Annotated in this window: 18 protein-coding genes; 10 read left to right on the top strand and 8 right to left on the bottom strand. The window is 43.8% G+C overall.

Going from position 1 to position 17,170, the window contains the following annotated elements; translation table 11 throughout:
- Window positions 1-119 precede the first annotated feature (119 nt).
- Entirely contained in the window at window positions 120-677 is a 558-nt protein-coding gene (locus tag DFP81_RS05265; protein WP_115896727.1) for a DNA-3-methyladenine glycosylase I, read from the bottom strand.
- 138 nt (window positions 678-815) lie between these two features.
- Between DFP81_RS05265 and DFP81_RS05260 the strand changes: the two genes are divergently transcribed.
- From DFP81_RS05260 to DFP81_RS05235, 6 genes are all read left to right on the top strand, one after another.
- The gene (locus DFP81_RS05260; RefSeq protein ID WP_115896726.1) at window positions 816-1,433 is read left to right on the top strand and encodes an NUDIX domain-containing protein; all 618 of its coding nucleotides are present in this window, start codon (window positions 816-818) and stop codon (window positions 1,431-1,433) included.
- Between the two features lie 6 nt (window positions 1,434-1,439).
- Window positions 1,440-2,417, top strand: coding sequence for an acetyltransferase (locus DFP81_RS05255; RefSeq protein ID WP_115896725.1), 978 nt, complete (start codon window positions 1,440-1,442; stop codon window positions 2,415-2,417).
- On the top strand, window positions 2,414-2,890 hold the full coding sequence (locus tag DFP81_RS05250) for a DUF1249 domain-containing protein (RefSeq protein ID WP_115896724.1): 477 nt from the start codon (window positions 2,414-2,416) through the stop codon (window positions 2,888-2,890). Before DFP81_RS05255 ends, DFP81_RS05250 begins: the two co-directional genes overlap by 4 nt.
- A gap of 69 nt (window positions 2,891-2,959) precedes the next feature.
- Window positions 2,960-3,550, top strand: coding sequence for a YqiA/YcfP family alpha/beta fold hydrolase (locus DFP81_RS05245; RefSeq protein ID WP_115896723.1), 591 nt, complete (start codon window positions 2,960-2,962; stop codon window positions 3,548-3,550).
- Between the two features lie 136 nt (window positions 3,551-3,686).
- Window positions 3,687-5,588: a DNA topoisomerase IV subunit B gene (parE, locus tag DFP81_RS05240; protein WP_115896722.1), complete on the top strand. Its 1,902-nt coding sequence runs from the start codon at window positions 3,687-3,689 to the stop codon at window positions 5,586-5,588.
- Between the two features lie 149 nt (window positions 5,589-5,737).
- Window positions 5,738-6,358 (top strand): UPF0149 family protein, encoded by a 621-nt coding sequence (locus DFP81_RS05235; RefSeq protein ID WP_115896721.1) that lies wholly within the window; start codon window positions 5,738-5,740, stop codon window positions 6,356-6,358.
- A gap of 101 nt (window positions 6,359-6,459) precedes the next feature.
- Here the strand turns inward: DFP81_RS05235 and DFP81_RS05230 are convergent, their stop codons facing one another.
- On the bottom strand, window positions 6,460-7,656 hold the full coding sequence (locus DFP81_RS05230) for an amino acid aminotransferase (protein ID WP_115896720.1): 1,197 nt from the start codon (window positions 7,654-7,656) through the stop codon (window positions 6,460-6,462).
- A 282-nt stretch (window positions 7,657-7,938) separates the two neighbouring features.
- A complete protein-coding gene (locus DFP81_RS05225) occupies window positions 7,939-8,637 on the bottom strand; it encodes a pirin family protein (RefSeq protein WP_115896719.1) in 699 nt (232 codons plus the stop codon).
- A gap of 154 nt (window positions 8,638-8,791) precedes the next feature.
- Here DFP81_RS05225 and DFP81_RS05220 point away from each other — a divergent pair, with 154 nt between their 5' ends.
- Together DFP81_RS05220 and DFP81_RS05215 are read left to right on the top strand one after the other, a co-directional pair.
- Window positions 8,792-9,694 (top strand): LysR family transcriptional regulator, encoded by a 903-nt coding sequence (locus tag DFP81_RS05220; protein ID WP_115896718.1) that lies wholly within the window; start codon window positions 8,792-8,794, stop codon window positions 9,692-9,694.
- A gap of 32 nt (window positions 9,695-9,726) precedes the next feature.
- On the top strand, window positions 9,727-10,683 hold the full coding sequence (locus tag DFP81_RS05215; RefSeq protein ID WP_115896717.1) for an AEC family transporter: 957 nt from the start codon (window positions 9,727-9,729) through the stop codon (window positions 10,681-10,683).
- An 89-nt stretch (window positions 10,684-10,772) separates the two neighbouring features.
- Here DFP81_RS05215 and DFP81_RS05210 read toward each other — a convergent pair whose 3' ends face one another.
- The 5 genes from DFP81_RS05210 to DFP81_RS05190 form a co-directional block, all read right to left on the bottom strand.
- Window positions 10,773-11,819: a Gfo/Idh/MocA family protein gene (locus DFP81_RS05210; protein ID WP_115896716.1), complete on the bottom strand. Its 1,047-nt coding sequence runs from the start codon at window positions 11,817-11,819 to the stop codon at window positions 10,773-10,775.
- A gap of 97 nt (window positions 11,820-11,916) precedes the next feature.
- Window positions 11,917-12,573: a YceH family protein gene (locus tag DFP81_RS05205; protein ID WP_115896715.1), complete on the bottom strand. Its 657-nt coding sequence runs from the start codon at window positions 12,571-12,573 to the stop codon at window positions 11,917-11,919.
- Window positions 12,574-12,581: 8 nt separating this feature from the next.
- On the bottom strand, window positions 12,582-13,397 hold the full coding sequence (locus tag DFP81_RS05200) for a sterol desaturase family protein (protein WP_115896714.1): 816 nt from the start codon (window positions 13,395-13,397) through the stop codon (window positions 12,582-12,584).
- 162 nt (window positions 13,398-13,559) lie between these two features.
- Entirely contained in the window at window positions 13,560-13,955 is a 396-nt protein-coding gene (locus DFP81_RS05195; protein ID WP_115896713.1) for a DUF1801 domain-containing protein, read from the bottom strand.
- Window positions 13,956-14,011: 56 nt separating this feature from the next.
- Window positions 14,012-15,166, bottom strand: a complete 1,155-nt coding sequence (locus DFP81_RS05190) for a MalY/PatB family protein (protein ID WP_115896712.1) — start codon at window positions 15,164-15,166, stop codon at window positions 14,012-14,014.
- 348 nt (window positions 15,167-15,514) lie between these two features.
- Between DFP81_RS05190 and betI the strand changes: the two genes are divergently transcribed.
- Complete coding sequence (betI, locus tag DFP81_RS05185) at window positions 15,515-16,096, top strand: transcriptional regulator BetI (RefSeq protein WP_115896711.1); 582 nt, start codon at window positions 15,515-15,517, stop codon at window positions 16,094-16,096.
- 72 nt (window positions 16,097-16,168) lie between these two features.
- A complete protein-coding gene (locus DFP81_RS05180; protein WP_115896710.1) occupies window positions 16,169-17,104 on the top strand; it encodes a choline ABC transporter substrate-binding protein in 936 nt (311 codons plus the stop codon).
- The last annotated feature ends 66 nt before the right edge of the window (window positions 17,105-17,170 follow it).

The following is a 17,170-nucleotide window of genomic DNA, read 5'->3' as shown; positions in this document are numbered from 1 at the left end:
CAATCAAGAGTGAGTGTAGAGTGTTGCGTATAGCGCGTCTTTGCCGCCGTATAAGGTTTACCTTGTTATCGGTAAGGCAATAGGAAACATTAGTAAAATCAAGGTGCTTATGCCATATTTTAAGGGCGTGCAGAGCAGTTTTCTAGGTGGTCATTGACCATCCCAGTGGCTTGCATAAACGCATAGCAAGTGGTCGCGCCGAAAAAATGAAAACCGCGTTTTTTCATGTCTTTTGCGATGCGGCTTGATAGTGCCGTAGTAGCGGGCACATCTTTCATCGTTTGCACTTTATTGTCGATTATACAATGATCGCTAAAAGACCAGTAATAGTCACTGAATGAGCCAAATTCTTCTGCCACGGCGAGAAAAGCCTGAGCGTTCTTAATGGTTGCGCTGATTTTCCCACGATGACGAACAATGGCGGGGTTGAGTACTAGGCGCTCAACGTCTTGTTCGCTCATGGCAGCGACTTTGCTGGGATCAAATTGATGAAATGCCGCTCGATAGCCTTCGCGTTTGCGTAAAATAGTAATCCAGCTTAGACCTGCTTGAGCGCTTTCGAGTACAATATACTCAAATAACGTCTGGTCATCATAAACAGGTTTCCCCCATTCATTATCATGATAGCGAATGTACTCTGGTGAGCCTAAACACCAATGGCAACGGACGACTTCCATGAATTTGTCTCCTTAAATCAATAAATGAGCATACCTTGTTGATTTGATAGCGTCATCTAAATTCCAACACTCGCTTGGTTGTGATTTGATTGCAGCTGATATGAGATATTAACACGCCACGAAATAGGATGAGTAATTATGGCTTTTAAACCTGTTTATAGTCAGCAAGATGTGGATGTCATCGATGATGAATGCGTCTACAAAGGCTTTTTCGAAATGCATAAGCTGACCCTGCGACACAAAAAATTTAACGGTGAATGGAGTCAGCCCATGACTCGTGAAATGATGGTGCGTGGTGATGCTGTGTGCGTATTATTGTTTGACCCTGTGGCGGATAAAGTGTTGTTGATTGAGCAGTTTCGTCCAAGTTTGCCTAAGAGTGAATCACCTTGGTTGATTGAGTTGGTGGCTGGCATGGTCGAAGCAGGGGAAAGTGATGAAGAGGTTGCTCGCCGCGAATCGTTGGAAGAGGCGGGGGTGATTGTGAAGCGTCTCGAATACCTGTTTAAGTTTGTCCCTTCTCCTGGTGGTTTAGTTGAGTATTTACGCATGTATGCTGGCGAATTTGATGCCACGAGCGTCGATGTGAATCGTACCCATGGTTTAGATGAAGAAAATGAAGATATTCGCCTGCACCTAATGACTGCAGATGAGGCGATTGCTTTGCTTGATACTGATGTCGAGAATGCAAGTACTATCATGGGGTTGCAGTGGTTTGCATTAAACAAAGCTAAGCTAGTTAAGCGTTGGTGTTGATAGAAAATGAAGCGAATTCATTCTTTGGCGTTAGGAAGATTCACCCTGATTCACCCCTTAATTGGAGTGATGTCCTTCTGCTTTATGTGTGGCAATGTGTTGTTTTGGGCTGGTTTGATGCATGTATTTGCGGTTTCTCGCCTTTGGCAGAAAAAGCGCAGTTTAGCGCGCACAGAGAAACTTTATGATGTCTGCTTTTCAGGTTGGATCAGTACCAATGAATGGTGGTTTCAGAGGGTGCTGGGGGTGTATTGGCAGCTTGATGAAAGTATGCAGAAAGATTTTGAGCATTGGCATTTAATGGTGGCAAATCACCGCTCTTGGGCGGATGTGTATATTATTTTAGCCCAACTAAATGGGCGTCGCCCATTGCCTAGAGTGTTCATAAAACAGATATTGTTCTGGTTGCCTTTGGTTGGATCGGCGGCTTGGTTGATGGGGTTTCCTTTTATGAAACGCTACAGTAAAGCTAAACTGCAAAAATCACCACATCTTAAAGGCAAAGATTTAGCAACCACGAGACAATCTTGTGAACGTTTTATGCAGCGTCCTAACTCGGTGCTAAGCTTTGTAGAGGGCACTCGATTTTCGCCTAAAAAACACCGTCAACAAGGAGTGCCTTATCACTGCTTATTGAAGCCTAAAGCGGGTGGTGTCAGTTTGGTATTACAAGCGATGCCAGGAAAGTTCTCTCGTCTCACAGACATCAATGTTTTATATGGCCAGAAAAATATTTCATTTTGGGATTTGCTCTGCGGTCGTTTAACTGAGGCGCAGCTAATAGTAAGAGACGTGGCATTGCCTGAATCTATGTTGCAACCGACTTATCAGGCAGCAACGAGTGATCGTGAAGACTTCTTTGCTTGGTTTAATCTATACTGGCACGATAAAGACAGCAGAATGGTACAGCAACTGAAAGCCATGAAAGCGACAAATACGCCTTTAAAAGATGTACTAAGAGAAGGAAATACATCACAAAAATGACCGAGGTAACAGAAAAAATGTCAAAACAGTATGTCCCTGATTTATCCAGTTTACAGCTGCTCGGCGAGTTGAATTATCGCCGTGTGGCTAAACTGATGCGTGGGCACGAGGAAGAAGATACATGGCATTTTTCGATTCATAGTGCTGGCGATCAAGAGAGCCGATTGCATTTATCTCTTAGTAAAGAAAGCCGATTTACCACCGAAGTGTTATTAGAGTTCGGCGCACACACTAGTAATGCATTACTGTTTGATAATAAGCTTGCTATGACGATTCGCTTATATCACGACGTGGGCATTGCTGAGATAACGGATGGACATCGCCAATATCGCGGCAGCTATCCATACCCTAATGGTGATATGTACCATAGAGACGAAAAGTTCCGCTTAAATCAACAGTTGTCTGATCTGTTAGAATTATGCCTTAAGCATGGGCATCGCCTTTACGAGACGCCTTACTTCCAATTTGCCTAAATTGGGTCTTTTTCAGGGAAAATATCCTTATTTTTCAATTGATAACACATCAGTAAAGAGGGGAGCGCATTGAACAGCTTGCTCTATATCCATGGATTTAATAGCTCAGAGCGTTCTCATAAAGCCTCGGTGTTAAGCTCGGCAATAGAGGCTATGGGGGTAAGTGATTGCTTTATTTCGCCACGCTTGCCATGGCAGCCAGCGCAAGCAATCATGCTATTGGAAAAACTGATTCGCACTCGTATGACGATGTATCCTAGTGCCAGCATCACCTTAATTGGCAGTTCACTGGGTGGGTTTTATGCCAGTTACTTGGCCGAAAAATTTCAGCTGAAAGCGATATTAGTCAACCCAGCGGTACAAGCACCCACGTTATTGCTGGATTATCTAGGTCCTCAATATAACCCTTACACGGATGAGCACTATGAATTAACTCAACGTCATATGGATGAGTTAACCGCCTTAGCGGTGTCAAATCCGACACCAGAGCGGTATTGGTTAATGCTGCAAGAAGGTGATGAAGTTTTGGATTATCGAATGGCGCGACAGGTCTTTTCGCAAACCGCTAAGCTAACCCAAGAAAAAAATGGTGATCATCGATTTGTCGGATTTGAACGTTTTAGTGCGGATATTTTGCGCTTTGCTGGAATCTCTGAGTAATTATAGTCACTAAGTAACAGGTCTATTTCACAGGCTTCAACTCCAGTGATAGACTCTAGATCATCTTATTTACATCCTAACTCGATACAGTATTTTATCTTAGTATCGTAATCTCAATTTGGAAGAACAAATACGCATGTCTGCTAAAGAATATAACGCCGGATCGATAGAAGTGTTGAGTGGCTTAGAGCCAGTACAAAAACGTCCAGGAATGTATACCGACACCACGCGCCCTAACCACTTAGCGCAAGAGGTTATTGATAACTCAGTAGATGAGGCGTTAGCAGGGCATGCTGACCGTATAGAAGTGATTCTTTATAAAGATGGCTCTGTTAGCGTAGAAGATAATGGCCGTGGTATGCCGGTGGATATTCATCCAGAAGAAGGCGTGTCGGGGGTAGAATTGATTCTGACTAAACTTCATGCTGGTGGTAAATTCTCCGGTGACAATTACCAGTTTTCTGGTGGTCTGCACGGTGTTGGTGTGTCTGTTGTTAACGCCTTATCCACCTCATTAGAAGTGTTTGTGAAGCGTAATGGCAAACATTACCACATTGGTTTTGCGGATGGTTTTAAAACCTCTGAACTGGCCGAAATTGGTACCGTGGGTAAGAAAAACACCGGCACAAAAGTGAAATTCTCCGCTGACGGTAAGTATTTTGATAGTCCAAAATACTCATTATCTCGTCTTAAGCACTTATTAAAAGCCAAAGCTGTTTTGTGCTCTGGTTTACATGTGATTTTCATCGACCAGAGCGGTACTGAAGAAGCCCGTGAAGAGTGGTTTTATCAGGACGGATTAAAAGAGTATTTGGCGCAAGCTAATGAAGGGTTTGAGCTGTTGCCAGACGAACCTTTTTTAGGTGGCTTAACTGAAAAAACGCAAGGTGTCGATTGGGCTGTGCAGTGGCTGCCAGAGGGTGGAGAACTGGTAACAGAGAGCTATGTTAACCTTATTCCTACGGCACAAGGCGGCACTCACGTAAATGGCTTACGTACTGGTTTATTGGAAGCGATTCGTGAATTCTGTGAGTTCCATAATCTATTACCACGCAGCGTTAAACTGACGGCAGAGGATATTTGGGATCGTTGTAGTTATGTGCTGTCAGCAAAAATTCAAGAGCCACAATTCTCTGGGCAAACGAAAGAACGCTTATCCTCTCGTCAGATTGTGCCGTTTATTTCTGCGACGGCCAAAGATGCGTTCAGTTTATGGTTGAATAAGCATGTGGAAGATGGCAAGAAAATTGCCGATTTAGTGATTAATAGCGCACAAAAACGGTTAAAAGCCAGTAAAAAAGTGGTGCGTAAAAAAATTACTCAAGGTCCTGCTTTACCAGGTAAGTTGGCGGATTGTTCTGGACAAGATTCTAGCCGCAGTGAACTCTTCTTAGTAGAAGGGGACTCAGCAGGTGGCTCTGCAAAGCAAGCGCGAGACAAAGATTTTCAGGCCATTCTGCCTTTGCGAGGTAAAATTTTAAACTCTTGGGAAGTCGACTCTAGCTTGGTACTGGGTTCGCAGGAGATTCACGATATTTCTGTTGCTTTGGGAGTGGACCCTGGCGAAGAAAGTTTGAGCGGATTGCGGTATGGAAAAATTTGTATATTAGCGGATGCCGATTCCGATGGGTTGCATATTGCTACCCTATTGTGCGCTTTATTTGTACGTCATTTTTCAAGTCTTGTGAAAGCTGGGCACGTGTTTGTGGCTATGCCTCCATTGTACCGAATAGACTTAGGGAAAGAAGTTTCTTATGCCTTGGATGATGAAGAAAAAGACATTATTTTGCATAAAATGCAGGCAGAGAACAAACGCGGTACGCCTAACGTTCAGCGTTTCAAAGGCTTGGGTGAGATGAACCCTGCTCAGTTGCGTGAAACGACAATGGCTCCTGATACTCGCCGGTTGATCCAGCTAACCATGGAAGACCCTTTAGACACAGGCGAACTTCTGGATAAATTGTTGTCTAAAAAACGTTCAGGAGACCGTAAACATTGGCTAGAAACCTATGGCAACCTAGCCATTGTTGAAGTTTAGTAGAGAAAAGTGCTTTCTTTAGAGAGGCGTTTTTCGTCCCTTGTGGGAGTGAACGCCCCTCTGTGGATCAAATTTGAGTGTTTCATCAGCAAGTCTTGGCAAGGCGGGTTACACTTAGAGAAACCAGCAACAAAGTGGAATGCTATTACATGTCTGATAATGAAGATCTTAACGTCATCAGTGAAGAGGCGCTTTATGAGCGTCTAGACCATTATTTGTCTACGCTTGGAACGGATAGATCTATTCTTTGTGTGTCAGAATTGGATGGCTTTTTAACCGCAATCGGCTGCTCTTCGCAAGAACTGTCTCCTGATTTCTGGTTGAGTGCTATTTGGGGCGCCAATGAAGATCAGCCTAAGTGGGGCTCTTCAGAGGAAGAAGACGAATTCCTTAGCCTTGTACTGATCATGTATATGGAAACCATGAATACTCTGGTCCATGGAGACCTGTATCCTGTTTATTTAGAGCAAGAAATGGAAGAGGGTGAGAGCCACATTCTAGTGGAAGAATGGTGTGTTGGCTTTATGCGAGGTTCTCGTCTTATTGGTCTTGGTTTGGATGAAACAAATCGAGAGTTCTATGATGATGTTCTGGCTGCAGTGCGCTTATTTGGCAGCGAAGCTGGCTGGAAAAAGTTAGAAAGCATGGTCGAAGAAGAAATTCAGTTCTGGCGGGATAATATAGAGTCTTCTATTCTTCGCTTGGCGCAATTTAACCATCCGGAAATTCCAATGTCAGAACAAGCTAACAAGCCTCATACCCTGCATTAAACAAGGGGTTAGCTGGGCTTTTAGGTGAATAAAAAAACGCGAATAAGGGGAGCTTATTCGCGTTTTTTTATATTGCTAGCCAGCGCTAAATAGAAGACGAATTAGCCCACTACTTTCGCGATGCTTTCACATAAGTAATCAATGTTGTTATCACTGACACCAGAAATACTCATGCGACCGGTATCGGCAATATAAATTGAGTAATCGCTGCGCAAAGTACGTACTTGCTCGAGCGTTAAGCCAGAGTAAGAGAACATACCGCGTTGATCTTTAATGAAGCTAAAGTCTTTGCTGACCCCAGAAGCGGCTAATTTAGCCACTAGCTTTTCACGCAAACCATTGATGCGGTTACGCATTTCAGTTACTTCTTGTTCCCACTCTGCTTTTAACTCGGGACGACTCATAATGGTATAAACAACCGCCGCGCCGTGTGCTGGGGGCATAGAGTAGTTGGCGCGAATTGCTTGGCCGACAATAGAGAAAGCAGCGTTCGCTTCGTCTTTGTTTTCCGCCATGATGCTTAAACCGCCACAGCGTTCGCGGTAAATGCCAAAGTTTTTCGAGAACGAATTCGCAATCAAGATATTTTTTACATTTGCGGCCATATGGCGCAGACCCGCTAAGTCTTCGTCTAAACCATCGCCAAAGCCTTGATAAGCAGCATCAACCAGAGGCAATAAACCACGCTCATTGACGAAATTCGTTAATACTTCCCAGTGCCCTTGCTGTAAGTCGATCCCCGTTGGGTTATGGCAGCAAGCATGAAGCAATAACACATCGCCTTCTTTTACTTCGGCTTTTAGGGTTGCCATCATATCGTCGAAGCGCAAGCCATTGGTTTTAGGGTCATAGTAAGGGTAGGACTTTACTTCAACGCCAGCAGAATTAAAGATGGATTGGTGATTTCCCCATGTTGGATCGCTGACCCACAAGCGCGCGTCTTTTAAATTAGCGCTAATGAAATCTGCTGCCACTTTAAGCGCACCAGTACCACCAGGTGTTTGTGTTGAACGAACACGTTCAGACGCAATCAATGGATTGCCTTCACCAAGAATTAAATTTTGGATAATGGCTTCGAACTCTGCTGCACCGTAAATACCGAGATAGCTTTTAGAATCTTCTTGTTCAAGCAAAATGGCTTCTGCTTTTTTCACACTGCTGAGAACTGGGGTCGCGCCATTGTCGTCTTTGTAGACACCCACACCCAAGTCAATTTTGTTTGGGTTTGTGTCTTGTTTGTGGGCAACGATAAGGGCTAAAAGAGGGTCGCCAGAAACGGCTTTTAAATGCTTAAACATGATAGTTACGGGGTCCTTTTAGAATGACTCACAGCGTTACCGCTATAAGGAAAAATAACGCGTGTTACTTGCTTGAACAAGCAATCCATTCTGCCGTATTTAGCACAAAATACAATGCACTAAGATGGGAAAATGTGGAATAGCTGTAAAGAAAATAAGACAGTAACGGATCAAGCAATAAATTAGTGTTTTAAGTCGATTCTTTCGCTCTGTTTTAAAGTGATCATAAAAGCGAGGCAGAGCCTCTGACGTTCTCTTCTCATCCGTGAGTATTAGCGGCCATCAAGCAAGATCAAAAACGAGCGCCTTTGCTTGAATTTGTTTGATGTTTTTCAAGGTGAGGGTCTCTTCGAAACGGACTTTTACACCATCCCCTGGTCTTAATTCTGTGCCATCTGGTAGGGTTAATTCACCTTCGATTTGATGAATATAGAGGTTTCGACTAGGTTGGATAGTGATGGTTTCCTGTTTGTTGTAGTCGAGAATAAGTTGATCTAATTGGCAATTTTGTTTAATGCTCAATGTACCATCACGACCGTCAGGAGTGAGGATTTTAGTTAAACCATGTTGCTTTCCAAAGGCTTTTTGTTGATAGCTTGGTTTGCCCCCTCTGACGTTTGGTTCAATCCAAATCTGTAGGAAGGCCAATGCTTCTGTATCTGAGGCATTAAACTCGCTGTGAAGAATTCCTTCGCCTGCTGACATTAATTGGAATTCACCTGCAGGTAATTCTTTGATGTTTCCAGTGCTGTCTTTATGGGCAATACGTCCTTGCAAGACATAGCTGATAATCTCCATGTCTTGGTGTCCATGTGTGTCGAATCCCGCACCGGGTGTCACTTTGTCGTCATTAATGACTCTAAGGTGAGAAAAACCCATTTGTTGAGGGTCGTAATAACTACCGAAAGAAAAGGTGTGGCGGCTTTCTAGCCAGCCAAAGCTGGCATGTCCTCGGTCGTTTGCATGGCGAATAGTGATCATTATTGAACTCCATCTATAGTCGATATATGAGCTAGGCGATCTCTTTTAGGCTTGCTCTATGTGTTGTGTGCTGAGTGTATGAGTCGGTAGCTGAAAAGAAAATTAGAAGATTCTGAGTTATTATTTCAAAAAAATTGAACAAAGCGAGAAGGGTATGAATAATGCGATCACATTAGAGGCACTTCGAGTACTAGAAGCGATTGATCAGCTCGGCAGCTTTGCCGCCGCCGCAGAGGCCTTATTTAAAGTTCCTTCTGCACTCACCTACACGGTTAAAAAGCTGGAAGAAGATCTGGGCGTGCCGCTTTTTGATCGCTCCCGTCAAAAAGCGGTTTTAACACCGGCAGGCTTACTGGTTTTAGAGCGAGGTCGCTCCATTTTAGACGCCGCACGGCGTTTAGAAGAGTCGGTTATGGCATTAGAGTCGGGGTGGGAACCAAGATTAAGAATTGCTCGTGATACGGTATTGTCAGAGGAACCACTGATTTCGGTGGTTGGGGATTTCTTATCACAGGATCGACCGGTAGAAGTGATTCTGTCTGAGGAGGCTGTCGGAGGTGCTTGGGATGCATTACAAGATGATCGTGTAGACTTGGTGATAGGGGCAACAGGAGAGCGGCCTAAAGGCGATTTTCATACTCGCATTTTAGGCGAGGTCGAATTTGTCTTCGCCTTGTCTCCTTCACACCCGTTAGCTTTGCTCGAGGCGCCAATTAGCGCCGCGCAGTTAAGAGATTACCCTGCGATTGTGGTGTCAGATACATCAAAAATTTTTCCGGCTCGCGACAGTGGTATTTTCGCTAGCCGACAAGTGGTAAAAGTCGATACTATGCGCAGTAAAATAGAGGCGCAATGTTCAGGTTTAGGGGTCGGGTATTTGCCGAAACACAGAATTCGAGAGGCAGTAAATACTGGTCGTTTGGTGATCCGCGAATGTGAAATACCACGGCCTAATCAAGTGGCTTATTTAGTATGGAAAAGAGAAGAGCTAGGGCGTGGGCTAAGTTGGTTTATCGAACAGCTGGCCAAGCAAGATTGGTGTTTAATGAAATGCTAAAGGTTGAGCTTTAGTCACAATAAGGATGCAGTGTGTTTTCACTTTCAATGGCGATAATTCCAATATTTTTGTTACTGATGCTCGGCGCTTTATGCCAACGCTTCCGCTTTCCTATGGAAGGGTTTTGGCAAGGTGTCGATAAGCTCACCTATTGGTTGCTGTTTCCTGCTTTACTTTTTTATAAAACGTCACAAATAGATTTCTCTAATCCATTATTGGCAAGTTATGCGCTGATTTTATTGTGCGCCCTGATCGTGACCGCGCTGTTTACTTTTGCCAGTGCTTGGTTAGTCGGAGCCAAAGCACCCACTGGGTCATCCATGCTACAAGCAGGGGTGCGTTTTAATACCTTTATCGTACTTGCATTGGCTGGCAGCTTGTATGGCAATGAAGGGCTAATTTATGCGGCATTGGGTGCATCTGTGCTGATCCCATCGGTAAACGTATTTTTAGTGGTTAGTATGGTGTTAATGCATGGTAAACCGTCAGCAAATGAAGCGGGTAGTAAGGTTTATCCTTCTTTGCCAAAACTCTTAAGTGGTGCCTTGATCCGCAACCCCTTAATTATCTCTATTGTGCTAGGAAGCAGTTTGAACTTGTTAGGAGTGACTCCCGTGCCGGTCATTTCTGATATGGCAGAACTGCTTTCTAAGGCGGCTTTACCCATGGTGCTTTTAGCAGTGGGCGCGAGTGTGCGATTGGATGTGATTCGCTCTGTGGGCATGACATTTGTATTGTCGACTATGGCTCGCTTTATGGTGTTTCCTGCAGTAATTGGGGGAATGTGCTGGTGGTTAGGGATGACTGGCTTGCCAGCCCTGGTGGCTATTTTATTCGGTGTGGTGCCTACCGCAACTTCTGCCTATGCTTTAGCGCGACAACTAGGCGGAGATGCCGAGCGCATGGCGGCTTATATCACCTTGCAAACGATTCTCTGTGTGGTGACACTTCCAGCCAGTGTTTGGTTAAGCCAATGGGTGTTTGGTTAGCCAGGAGATTGTCGCTATTAGAGTGCGACAAGCCATGAAGGTGATTAGTTTCATGGCTTGTCGGTTAAGTTAAACAAGCTTCAACAAGATTAGTGCTTATGATGATGGTGTTCATGATGATGGTCATGAAGCTCTTCTTCGGGGTGGCGAAGTTCTGGTTCACCTGGGTAGTAGAGTCCTATATCTTGGCGAATTTCATCTAGCGTAGAGATTAACTCAAGACTGTCTTGCCAACTGTGATTAGGGCTCTCCAGCAAACCTTCCATTAAACAGCGATTTACTTCATCAACCTCGAATTGATAACCTTCACCAGGGAAATCAAATTCGACAGCTCGTTCTTGGTTTTCATTAGAAACAAGGCGACAAGATCTCGCCTTGAACCATTGTGAATCAATTTCAATGTAGCCTTTAGAGCCAGACAAAATCGCACGGTTTGGGTGACAGGAAATCAATGATGCTTCTAAAGACGCCAGCTGACCACTATCCCAGCCTAGTAAAATTTGTTCGAACACATCGACTTCGGTATCTCCAATTACGGCTTGGTTCTGTATAAAGTCAGGTTTTCCAAGGAAAAGTTGAGCGAGGAACACGGGGTAAATACCAATATCCAGCAGCGCACCGCCCCCCATTTCTAGGTTCATTAGTCGGTGGTTTGGATCTGTGGGAGCGAGAAAGTTGAAGCTGGCTTGAATACTATGTAGATCGCCAATTTCGCCTTCTTCTACCCATTCAATTGTTTGTTCGATAACAGGGTTAAAGCGGGTCCACATGGCTTCCATTAAGAAAACCTGTTGCGCGGCAGCAAGTTCGTAAAGCTCTTTTGATTGGGCTTCATTTAGGGTGAAAGGTTTTTCACATAATACCGCTTTACCAGCCAACAGGCAGGCTTTCGTTAAATCGTAATGGGATGTGTGTGGTGTGGCAATATAAATAACATCTACTTCATGGCTGTTAATCAATGAGAAGTAGTCAACAAATGCGAGCTCAATATCAAACTCGGCGGAGAAGGCGTCTGCCGATGCTTTATCTCGTGATGCGATAGCGCGGAGTTCGCCAGATTTAGCATAACGAAAGTCACTCGCAAAAAGGCGTGCTATGTTACCGGTACCGATAATTCCCCAACGTACTTGTTTCATGGAACTCTCCTTTTCACGTAATAAGGCGGGTGCATATATCACTTGTGATGGTATATGCACTATCTTCAAAAGCGGCTAAGTCTGACGCTAAATGTCATTATAGTCCACTGTCATTTTCTAGCTTTGCTAATCTTTCAGATAAGCTGAAAACTAAGGCTTCGAGTGTTTCGATGCGTGCTTCAAGTGATGCCTCATGGGTTGTTTCGGACGTGGCAGTAATAGTATTTACTTCAGCTTGGTAGGTTGAACAAAAACACTCTTGATAACGAGATTCTCGTTTTCCAGGCTCGCGAGCGAGCTGTTGTACATACGGCCCACCAGTTTTTTCTTGTAAGGCTTGCAATGCCTGCTCAACCTCTTCTCGGTTTTGAAAATCGTACAAACGTCCACTGCGAGAGCGTAGTTCACCTGGTGTTTGTGCTCCTCTGACAAACAATAAGCAAATGACGGCTAATTCGCCTGGCGAGAGCTGTAGGTCAGAAAATTCTGTGTTGCAGAAGCGATGTTGGTATTTGCTGACACGGCTGTTGGAAGCCGAGACTTGAGTGACCAAGCCTCGTTCAACCAATGTGTCTAGGGCATCTTGGATTTCTAACTCTGAGTAGCTGGTGACCGGTTCTCGGTTGGATTTTTGATTACAGGCATTGACCAGAGCATTAACGCTTAATGGATATTGATCAGGTGTGGTGATTTCTTTTTCAATTAGGCAGCCGATGATGCGCATTTCAATGTGGTTTATGTCGTGATAGCTCATAGTCTTTCCTAAGTTTTATTCTGTTGAGATGTTTTTTGTGTGACTGTAGAAGGCGGTTTGAAAGGCATCAATAATAGGGACTTTATGGATGCTTCTAACCTGTTTTTTTGGCCTGGTAAGCCGATTCGAATGTGATCGTCACCACCTTTAGCGCATTCTGTATAACTATGAAATATGCGATCCCAGAGGCTCAAGCAAAATCCATAGTTGCTGTTAGTTTCGCTAAAACGCACCGAATGATGAATGCGATGCATGTCTGGGGTGACGATGAATAGCTTGATGGCAGATTCAGCGTATTGGGGGAGGCGAACATTGGTGTGATTGAACATAGCGCAGGCATTTAGCAGTATATCGAAGGCTAAAACCGCCTCTACTGGAATGCCTAAAGCTAAAATTGCAATGGCCTTAATGCATAGCGAAAGCAGAATTTCGATAGGGTGAAAACGAAGCGCAGAACTCACGTCTAAGGCTTGATCGCTATGATGTACTTGGTGAAGGCGCCAAAGTAAAGGAATACGGTGAAATAGGCGGTGTTGCCAATAAATGAGAGCATCTAAGGCGACAATGCCAAGCAATATTTGCCCCCAATAGTGAAGCTGGAAAACGCTGAACAGGCCTTCACCTGAGTTGATAAAAGCAACAATAGAGAGCAGTAATGGCTGGATGAGGCGGACACATAGAGCCCCTAATAACAACAAACTCAGATTATGAAAGCAGCGCCAAGACCATTGTTTTAAGGGCGTTCTAGGGGCTTTCCATTGCCAAATTATGAGCAGGCAGAGCAAACATATAAAAATGCTAATACGTAAGGAAAAATCGATCATTTAGCCTGAGTGCCTATCGGGTCAAGGTGCGAATGTTATGACATTTTTAACCTGTTTATTTTCTATGTTTTTATAATAAAACACTCTTTTAATCAATAACATGGCTTTAAGTAGTGAACAAACGCCTAGTTAAACAAAGTGCTAAATAGACGTCCCCCGGTATTAATGCAACAAATGGGCTAATCGGTCACGCCCTCGCTTTACTGAGTGGACTTTTATTTGACTTAAAAGTTCAGCAAACACGTTGATATTAATATCATTAAGACGATGAAAGCTTAGACAGTTTTCACCAAATTGGGCATGGTTTAAACGCTCTGCAAATGAATAAAATTGAGTGCAATCATTAAAATAAATACACAGATGATCTTCGCGGGCAGCAACGCCAAATAGTAGCTCAGAATCTTGTTGGAAATAGGGGATACCAAAGTCAAAAGAAAGCTCCGCGTTGGGAGCTATCAGGCGCATTATGGCAATTATCTCATGCAAGTCAGCACGCATATTGGCAGATGCGTGCTCAATATAGTTATCAACAAAGGTATCGATAGGTAATGTCATCATAATAACCTCCAAGGGGCTCGATTATGCGTACCTAATTCCTTTTTAATAAAGTGAAACTATAGATAATTATGCTTTTTCAAAGCATTGTTTATTCGCTTTATCGCGTCTTCGAGTCGTGATTTAGGACACCCAAAGTTTAGGCGAATATAGTTAGGATTGCCAAAATCTTTTCCATCAGAAATTCCTATTCCTGCCGCTAAAAAGAATTGATGAGGGTTATCAAGTTGTAGCGCTGAGACATCAATCCAAGCTAAATAAGTGGCTTCTAAATGCACCATCTTAAGAGGTGTATTGGGCAGCCAAGCTTCGATCAGATCACGGTTTTTCTTAAGATAAGTTAACAGTGATTTATGCCAATCTTGACCTTCAGCGAATGCCGCACTGGCTGCGGTTAATCCGAGTAAATTAGGGTATGGCACTAGCCCTGCTTTTGCGTCGTTAAAGGCGGATCTTAGTGTTGGATTGGCAATCACTGCGAAGGCATAGCCTAAGCCTGCTACATTAAAGGTTTTGCTTGGTGCCATTAAAGTAATGGTTCGGTTCGCCGCGTCTTCGTTCACGCTGGCAAAAGGCGTGTGAGGCAGATCATCGAGAATCAGATCGCAGTGAATCTCGTCACTAACTACCAATAAGTCATAACGCTTGGCAAGTTGATGAATCGCCTCCAGCTCTGCTTTGGTATAAACCGTGCCACCTGGATTGTGCGGGTTACACAGCAAAATCATCTTACTATTCGGTTGGGCGCAGGCGACTTCGAAGGCCTGCATATCAGGTACCCAACGGCCGTTTTTTATTTGCATTTCGACATGAGATAGCTCGCGATTGGCGTTGAGAACGGCCTTATTAAAATTAGGATAGATAGGGCTAGGAACAACGATGCTATCGCCTTCGTTGGAGAAGGCTCTAACCGCCAAGTGCAAAGCGCAGACTAGACCTGGTAGGTGAACGATTTGAGCCCTAGAAAGCTCCCAGTTATAGCGCTGTTCAGCGTGTTTAATGATGTTTTCTTCTAGACCTTTTGATGCGTGGGTATAGCCAAAGACACCATGATCAAGACGCTCACTGAGGGCTTGTTTAATACAATCTGGTGACTCAAAATCCATATCGGCGACCCACAGTGGAATCACATCTTGAGGGTATTTGCTCCATTTATCACTTTGGCTGTTAGTGCGTTCGATCTCTTTATCAAAGCATGACATTTGCTCATCCATTCTCTTTCGATTCCTATCAGTATTTTGAACTCTATTGTTAATCTAGGCAGATCCTCTTTTACTATATCTTGTACGCGAATGCTTTTTAAACAAAAGCTTAAAAAATCGCACTATAATGATCAAAAAACAAACAGGCCTTCAAAAAACGTCCTTAAAGTTTAACTTTCCGACAATTGACTGCCTTGAAGAAAAGTTTAAATTTATTTCATTTGTTATTTTTCTTTTTAAAATCATATAGTTAAGTTGTTTAGTGTACTAAGTTTTTGATTTGTCAAGGGTTGACCCTCATTGTAAAAGCAGCCTAGTATAGTTTTCATTAAACGCCTGTTTAATAAAAAAGGATGCGTAATGCCAAAAGTGGGAATGCAAGAAATACGAAAACCTCAGCTAATACAAGCTGCGATTGATGCGATCGATGAGCACGGGTTTTCGGGCGCAACGGTCAGTATTATTGGTAAAAATGCAGGTGTATCCCCAGCCATAATTAATCATTATTTTGGTGGTAAAAACGGTCTGTTTGAAGAAACGATGAAAAGCTTAATCAAAGAGTTTTTTTCAGGCTTACGTAAAGACGTTTCGCAGGCTAAAGATAAGACCTCTAAAGAAAAAGTCATGGCATTGGTTCATGCCAGCCTTAGCCAGTCGCAAACTCACCCGCAGGTGGTAAAGGCATGGACTGGTTTTTGGGCATCGGCGATGCATACACCGTCATTGTATCGCTTGCAGAATGTTTACTACCATCGCCTGCATACGGCCTTGGTTGTGATTCTTAAAGAAGCGTTTGAAATACATAAAGCGCGAGAAGTTGCGCAAACCATGGCGGCGTTAATTGACGGCATGTGGTTGAGAGGAAGTTTATCAGGAGGTATTGATACGGCGCGTTCGACTCGCCAGATTGCTGCTTACCTTGAGTTAGTGTTTAAGCATTAGTCGTTTGGCTGTGCGGTAAATTAATTGAACAAATTTTGTTCGTAATGGGTTTCCATAAAAAGAGGATAGGTTATGTTAAAGAAGGCAAGCAAGGTCGCGCTCGCGGTCAGTATCGCCAGTATTTCTGGCTTAACAATGGCGGCGAATTGTTCCACTGTTCGCTTCTCCGATGTTGGCTGGACTGACATCACTTCTACCACTGCTGTGGCAACGGAAATACTCCAAGGTCTAGGTTATCAAACTAAGATACAGCTTTTGTCTGTACCTGTTACCTATACCTCCATGGCGAATGGAGACATTGATATTTTCCTCGGTAACTGGATGCCTTCGATGAAGGCCGATGTTGCTCCATACCTGAAAGCAGGTACGGTGCAAGATTTAGGACCGAACTTAAAAGGTGCTAAATACACACTGGCAGTAAGCAAAGAGGCTTATGATGCTGGGGTGACCGATTTTTCTGATCTAGCCAAACACCGTAAAGAGTTTGCCGGACGTATTTATGGTATTGAACCGGGCAATGACGGGAACCGTTTGATCCAAGATATGATAGACAAAAATGCCTTCGGCCTTGGTGATTTCCAGTTGGTGGAATCAAGCGAGGCAGGCATGCTTTCTCAAGTAAAACGCAATATTCGTCGACATAAATGGATTGCTTTTTTAGGTTGGGCTCCCCATCCAATGAACTCGAACTTCGACATGGATTACTTGTCGGGTGGCGATGATTTCTTTGGACCAAATTACGGTGGCGCGAACGTTCATACCAACGTCCGTAAAGGCTATCTTGCTGAATGTCCAAACGTAGGCAAGTTGGTACAAAATCTTAAGTTCACCATGTCAATGGAAAACCAAGTGATGGGTTATATCCTAGACGATGGTAAAAAACCTGCAGTCGCTGCAAAAGAGTGGTTAACGGCAAATCCCGATGCTCTAACTTCTTGGCTTGATGGCGTAAAAACACAGTCAGGCGGTAATGGCCTAGCGGCAGTTAAAACGCACTTGGGTCTATAAAGAAGTCAGCAATGACGCTCTAGAACGTTAGCGGCACGGTGTCGCTAACGTCAGTTTTTGATATAT

It is taken from the genome of Marinomonas pollencensis (assembly GCF_003387375.1).
Classification (GTDB): domain Bacteria; phylum Pseudomonadota; class Gammaproteobacteria; order Pseudomonadales; family Marinomonadaceae; genus Marinomonas; species Marinomonas pollencensis.
Note: the sequence above shows the minus strand (reverse complement) of the source record. Positions and strands in the feature narration are given on the sequence as shown.

What these genes read in the sequence shown, in the direction of transcription:
- DFP81_RS05265 (WP_115896727.1), bottom strand. Translation starts at nt 677, where the DNA reads ATGGAAGTCGTCCGTTGCCATTGGTGTTTAGGCTCACCAGAGTACATT.
- DFP81_RS05260 (WP_115896726.1), top strand. Translation starts at nt 816, where the DNA reads ATGGCTTTTAAACCTGTTTATAGTCAGCAAGATGTGGATGTCATCGAT.
- DFP81_RS05255 (WP_115896725.1), top strand. Translation starts at nt 1,440, where the DNA reads ATGAAGCGAATTCATTCTTTGGCGTTAGGAAGATTCACCCTGATTCAC.
- DFP81_RS05250 (WP_115896724.1), top strand. Translation starts at nt 2,414, where the DNA reads ATGACCGAGGTAACAGAAAAAATGTCAAAACAGTATGTCCCTGATTTA.
- parE (WP_115896722.1), top strand. Translation starts at nt 3,687, where the DNA reads ATGTCTGCTAAAGAATATAACGCCGGATCGATAGAAGTGTTGAGTGGC.
- DFP81_RS05235 (WP_115896721.1), top strand. Translation starts at nt 5,738, where the DNA reads ATGTCTGATAATGAAGATCTTAACGTCATCAGTGAAGAGGCGCTTTAT.
- DFP81_RS05230 (WP_115896720.1), bottom strand. Translation starts at nt 7,656, where the DNA reads ATGTTTAAGCATTTAAAAGCCGTTTCTGGCGACCCTCTTTTAGCCCTT.
- DFP81_RS05225 (WP_115896719.1), bottom strand. Translation starts at nt 8,637, where the DNA reads ATGATCACTATTCGCCATGCAAACGACCGAGGACATGCCAGCTTTGGC.
- DFP81_RS05220 (WP_115896718.1), top strand. Translation starts at nt 8,792, where the DNA reads ATGAATAATGCGATCACATTAGAGGCACTTCGAGTACTAGAAGCGATT.
- DFP81_RS05210 (WP_115896716.1), bottom strand. Translation starts at nt 11,819, where the DNA reads ATGAAACAAGTACGTTGGGGAATTATCGGTACCGGTAACATAGCACGC.
- DFP81_RS05205 (WP_115896715.1), bottom strand. Translation starts at nt 12,573, where the DNA reads ATGAGCTATCACGACATAAACCACATTGAAATGCGCATCATCGGCTGC.
- DFP81_RS05200 (WP_115896714.1), bottom strand. Translation starts at nt 13,397, where the DNA reads ATGATCGATTTTTCCTTACGTATTAGCATTTTTATATGTTTGCTCTGC.
- DFP81_RS05195 (WP_115896713.1), bottom strand. Translation starts at nt 13,955, where the DNA reads ATGATGACATTACCTATCGATACCTTTGTTGATAACTATATTGAGCAC.
- DFP81_RS05190 (WP_115896712.1), bottom strand. Translation starts at nt 15,166, where the DNA reads ATGGATGAGCAAATGTCATGCTTTGATAAAGAGATCGAACGCACTAAC.
- betI (WP_115896711.1), top strand. Translation starts at nt 15,515, where the DNA reads ATGCCAAAAGTGGGAATGCAAGAAATACGAAAACCTCAGCTAATACAA.
- DFP81_RS05180 (WP_115896710.1), top strand. Translation starts at nt 16,169, where the DNA reads ATGTTAAAGAAGGCAAGCAAGGTCGCGCTCGCGGTCAGTATCGCCAGT.